General features: G+C 70.8%; 6 protein-coding genes. 1 reads left to right on the top strand and 5 read right to left on the bottom strand.

Annotated elements, in window-relative coordinates; translation table 11 throughout:
• From DSP71_RS14840 to hemE, 5 genes are all read right to left on the bottom strand, one after another.
• Positions 1–198: hypothetical protein (locus tag DSP71_RS14840; RefSeq protein WP_113681468.1), on the bottom strand; the 198-nt coding region annotated here is incomplete at its 3' end.
• Positions 185–592, bottom strand: coding sequence for a phage holin family protein (locus DSP71_RS14835; RefSeq protein ID WP_046747489.1), 408 nt, complete (start codon positions 590–592; stop codon positions 185–187). The genes DSP71_RS14835 and DSP71_RS14840, both read right to left, overlap by 14 nt.
• Before the next feature lies 1 nt (position 593).
• Positions 594–1,040: a hypothetical protein gene (locus DSP71_RS14830; protein ID WP_046747488.1), complete on the bottom strand. Its 447-nt coding sequence runs from the start codon at positions 1,038–1,040 to the stop codon at positions 594–596.
• Between the two features lie 180 nt (positions 1,041–1,220).
• Positions 1,221–2,813, bottom strand: coding sequence for an NAD(P)/FAD-dependent oxidoreductase (locus DSP71_RS14825; protein ID WP_113681467.1), 1,593 nt, complete (start codon positions 2,811–2,813; stop codon positions 1,221–1,223).
• 95 nt (positions 2,814–2,908) lie between these two features.
• Positions 2,909–3,931 (bottom strand): uroporphyrinogen decarboxylase, encoded by a 1,023-nt coding sequence (gene hemE / locus DSP71_RS14820; RefSeq protein WP_046747485.1) that lies wholly within the window; start codon positions 3,929–3,931, stop codon positions 2,909–2,911.
• A gap of 87 nt (positions 3,932–4,018) precedes the next feature.
• Between hemE and DSP71_RS14815 the strand changes: the two genes are divergently transcribed.
• A partial coding sequence (locus DSP71_RS14815; RefSeq protein WP_113681466.1) for a glutamyl-tRNA reductase occupies positions 4,019–4,767 on the top strand: 749 nt, incomplete at its 3' end.

The raw sequence follows: 4,767 nt of genomic DNA, 5'->3' as shown, positions 1-4,767 counted from the left end.
CGCCCCGATCGGGTTGCGGTCGGCGAACACGCGCGCCCTGGCCACCGCTCGCGTCGACGCCTTCTCGACCCGGCGCGGGATGTTCCCCTTGATCTCGATCGCGGCGAGGGCGGCCTTCAGCTCCGCACGAGCCGAGGCGACCGGTTCGACGATCCCGCCGGGGACGGCGGTGCGCGGCAGCGACTCAGAATTCGTCATCGCCGGCCTCCTTCACGATTCGGATGTCTTCGGCTACGGCCTGAGCCGGATTCTGGCGCGCGAGCACCTTGCGGAACTTGAGGACGCCCAGCAGAGCGAACAGCAGCACCGCGAGGATCAGGATGCCGAACACCGCGATCGCGGACAGCCATACGGGCCACCATGACGACAGACCCGCGATCGCGAAGACCAGGATCACCGGCACGGCCCAGAACAGGAAGAACAGCGCGACGAGGAACCACACGGAACCGATGCCGGCGTCCTTCGAGGTGCGCGAGATCCACGCCTTCGCCGCGTCGATCTCGGCCTTGACCAGATTCGTGACGAGTTCCGGCAGATCCCCGAGGAGAGTCAGCAGACTGTCGTCGGCACGATCACGGTATCCGCGGGGCATGTCAGGCGCCGGACTTCTTGGTGGCCGACTTCGCGGCGGGCTTCTTGGCAGCCGGCTTCTTCGCGGCGGGCTTGGAAGAGGCGGACGTCGAGGTCTTGCTGGACGAAGCCGTGGCCTTCGCCGCCTCGACCGCTTCCTCCGTCGCCTCGGCCAGGTCTTCTGCGGCCTCACGACCGGTCGCGATCGCGGAGTCGAGGCGCTGACCCGGCGTGCCGTTGCCGCTGACGGACTTCGCGACCTTCACGACGCCGGTCCAGAGCGCACCGGGGACGGCTGCGGCTTTGTCGCCGACGAAGCCCTTGACCTTGGTGACCTGTTCCTGCACGGGATCGAGGTGCCACACCTTGAGCCACTGCGTCTTGATCTGCTCGTAGCGCTCACGTCCGGCACGGGTGCCGAGGACGTAGCCCACGCCGAGTCCGACGACGAGTCCGATCTTCCCCTTCATGGGGTCTCCTCACCTTGTTCCGGTAGTCCGGCCAGATTCGCCCGGTTGGGATCGGTCGCAGGCTCTCGCACCCCGCGGCCAGGTACCCAGCGTAACCCCGTATGCCGATTTCGGCATCTATGGGTCAGAGGGTTGACACGGAGCGCTCTCTCCGTCATGGCGCTCAGTCCGTCGAAGCGCTCAGTCCCACAGAAGGAAGCGCCGGAGGCGGTCGGCCTGATCCCTGGCGTCGGGGATCACCTGGGCGAGCCCTGTCCCCGCAAGCCAGGCGCCGACCACGGCCATGCCGGGCACCGCCTCGATCGCTGCGCGCGCGGCCGTGCGCCGTTCACCGGATCCGATGATCGATGCGGGCTGCGACTGGACGAACCGACCGCGATGCGAGGCGATCACGGCTTCGGGAGCGATGGCGACTCCGAGCAGGGCGGCCGCCTCGCTCCGCGCCAGTGCAGCCGCCGCGTCGTCGGTCAGCCGAGCGGTGGCGGCCGGCTCGCCCTGAGCTCCGAACGACACGCGGACGATCTCCCGGGAACCCGCCGCAGTCCCCACCCAGCCCCACTTCGCGGTCGAGTGCGTCAGGGCCTTGGCCGTGTGGCTCCCTGGAACGGTGAGCACACCTGTTCCCCGTGGGGCGGACGCGATCTCGGGGGCGTCGAGGAGAAGCGTGACGATCTCGATCTCCGGCGAGTCCGCGGCCTGCGTCTTCTGGAGGTCCGGTATCACCGCGGCGAGGAGTCCTCGCGCCGTCGACTCGGGCGTCGCGATGATGACGGCGTCCGCGTCGAGCTCCTCGATCACCGGTGGCGCGGATTCCGCCGCGACGTCCTCATCGGCCGGTGCACCCTCGAGCGCCGGTTCACCGCCGTGCTCCGCATCCGCCGCGGACTCGGCCTCGACAGACCACGTCGCACCCGTCCTGCGGAGACTGCGCACCCGAACGCCCGTGCGCACGTCGGCGTCGAGGCGCTTCAGGTCGGCGGCGAGCGCATCGATGAGGGTACTCATCCCCCCGGAGAGGCCCTCGACGGCAGCTCCAGGAGTCTTCGCCACGACTGGGGCGGTGCCGTCGGCCTCCGGCGCTGTCGCCGCAGCTTTCGCCGCGGCTTCGTCGCGGAGGGTCTGCACCGCGCCGGAGAGCGAGCCGACCCTGGTCAGGGCGGCATTGAGCCCCGGGGCCGCGACGTCGATGTCGACGTCGTCCGGAGACGCGGAGTAGACGCCCGTCGTCACGGGGGCGACGAGTCGATCCCGCACCTTCGCCCCCATGCGCGACGCGACGAGCTTCCCGAGGCTCAGCTGGTGCCCGATCGTGAGGGGCGGACGCACCCGATCGAGGTATGCGCGCCAGACACCCGACCACCCGATGATGCGACGGACGTCGGGCTGGAACGGATTCGAAGGGATGCCGAGGATGCCGCCCGCCGGAAGCGGGGCAGCTCCGACACCGGGGATGCCGGCCAGCCAGGCGCCACCGGCCTGCGGCACCACGATGCGATCGGCGAGATCGAGCTCCTCGACGAGGGCGCGGACGAGGCCGCCCCTGGTGGCGTAGCTCTCCGCCCCGGCATCGACCGTGACCCCGTCGAGGTCGACCCGGCGGATCGCGCCCCCGAGCGCCGCTTCGGCCTCGAGGACGGTGACGCGCATCCCGACCTTGGCGCATTCGCGCGCGGCGACGAGCCCTCCGATGCCCCCGCCGACGACCACCACGTGCTTCTCGGCCGCGCGGGCGGCCAGGTCGAAGGGCTCAGCGGACGAGGACTCAGGGCTCATGCCGTCAATTCTCGCACCGCCCCGTTCTCCCGCCCGGACGCTTCACCCTCACGGACCTGCGCCTCACGCGCCGGATTCGCAGGGGGCGGTGACGGTCAGATCGTGTGCGCCAGCTCGACGATGCGGGTGAGCTGATCCGGGTCGGTCTCCGGCGGCACGCCGTGGCCGAGGTTCAGGATGTGCCCGCGCGCCGCGCGACCCCGCTCGACGACGTCGCGCACATGGGCCTCCAGGACCGGCCACGGGGCGGAGAGCAGCGCGGGGTCGATGTTGCCCTGCACCGTGACATCCGGCCCCAGGATCGCAGCGGCCTCGTCGAGGGGCAGCCGCCAGTCGACACCCACGCCGTCGGCAACACCGTCGAGGCGCATGTCGGCGAGGAAGGGACCTGTCCCGACCCCGAAGTGGATCGTCGGCAGGCCGATGCCGGACAGGGCGGCGTGCGAGTGCGGGGCCACGAAGGCGCGGTAGTCCGCCGTGCTGAGGGAACCGGCCCAGCTGTCGAAGAGCTGGACGACGGATGCCCCGGCGTCGCGCTGGGTCTCGAGGAAGCGACGGGAGACACGCGCCAACCAGCCCGCGAGGCGGTTCCACGACTCCGGGTCGGAATGCATCATGGCCCTGGCCCGCAGGTGCTCCTTGGATGGCCCTCCCTCGACGAGGTAGGCGGCGAGGGTGAACGGGGCGCCCGCGAATCCGATCAGCGGGGTGTCGCCGAGCTCGGCCGTGACGAGCCGCACGGCCTCGGCGATGGCCGTGCCGTCCAGATCGTCCGGATCGATCGCGGTGACGCGCTCGACGTCGGCCGCCGTGCGCACCGGGTTCGCGAACACCGGACCGCGACCCGGCTCGATCTCCACCTCGACCCCGGCGAGCCGCAGCGGGATGACGATGTCGCTGAAGAAGACGGCCGCGTCCACACCGTGACGGCGCACCGGCTGCAGGGTGATCTCCGCGGCGAGGTCGGGAGTCAGGCAGGCGTCGAGCATCCGGGTGCCCACACGCAGCTCACGGTACTCCGGGAGGGAGCGGCCGGCCTGCCGCATGAACCACACGGGGGCGTGTGCGGGACGGTCGCCGGCGAGGGCGCGCAGGAGCGGGGCATCGGAGAGGGCCATACTCCCATCCTCCCATCCACCCCTTATGGAGCCGCCGAGTTCGAGCTGCCGACCCTTCGCCCGCAGACGCTCCGGTACAATCGATCTGTGCTGCTGTGTGTCACGGCGAGTCACAAGACCGCCTCCTTCGAATTGCTCGAACGCCTGAGCCGCACCCCCGACGACGTCGCTCCCACCATCGTGGGCATGACGCCGTGTGTGCAGGGTGCGGTCGTGCTGGCGACGTGCAACCGCTTCGAGGCGTACGTGGAAATGGACGAACCGGTCACCGCCGCAGGCGCCATCGGCGTCGAAGCCGTGATCGAAGCGGTCGAGTCCGCCACCGGCATCCCCGCCGCCGACCTCGACGGCGCCTACACCGTCCACGCCGGACGCCGCGTCGCCGAGCACCTGTTCTCCGTGGCATCCGGGCTCGAGTCCGTCGTCTCCGGAGAGGGCGAGATCGCCGGTCAGGTGCGCCGCGCCCTCAAGTCCGCTCGCAAGGACGGCACCACCTCGCCCGAGCTCGAGCGCCTCTTCCAGCGCGCCAGCCAGGCTCAGCGCAAGGTCAAGAACGTGACCGCCCTCGGCCGCGCCGGTCGTTCGCTGGTGCGCCTCGCGCTCGAACTCGCCGACAGCCGCATCGCCGACTGGTCTGCGGAGCGTGTGCTGCTGGTCGGAACCGGCGCCTACGCGGCCGTTACCCTCGCGACGCTCCGCGAGCGCGGCGCCGTGAACATCTCGGTGTACTCGCCCTCCGGCCGTGCCGAGGTCTTCGCCGCGAAGCACGGCATCCGGCCGATCACCGCCGACGAGTACGCCCGCACCGCGGCACGGTCGAGCCTTCTCATCACCTG

Source organism: Microbacterium sp. H6 (assembly GCF_003314775.1).
GTDB classification, from domain to species: Bacteria; Actinomycetota; Actinomycetes; order Actinomycetales; family Microbacteriaceae; genus Microbacterium; species Microbacterium oxydans.
This window is presented reverse-complemented; position numbering and strand designations above follow the sequence as displayed.

Coding starts and splice junctions, on each gene's coding strand:
- DSP71_RS14835 (WP_046747489.1), bottom strand. CDS start 592: ATGCCCCGCGGATACCGTGATCGTGCCGACGACAGTCTGCTGACTCTC.
- DSP71_RS14830 (WP_046747488.1), bottom strand. CDS start 1,040: ATGAAGGGGAAGATCGGACTCGTCGTCGGACTCGGCGTGGGCTACGTC.
- DSP71_RS14825 (WP_113681467.1), bottom strand. CDS start 2,813: ATGAGCCCTGAGTCCTCGTCCGCTGAGCCCTTCGACCTGGCCGCCCGC.
- hemE (WP_046747485.1), bottom strand. CDS start 3,931: ATGGCCCTCTCCGATGCCCCGCTCCTGCGCGCCCTCGCCGGCGACCGT.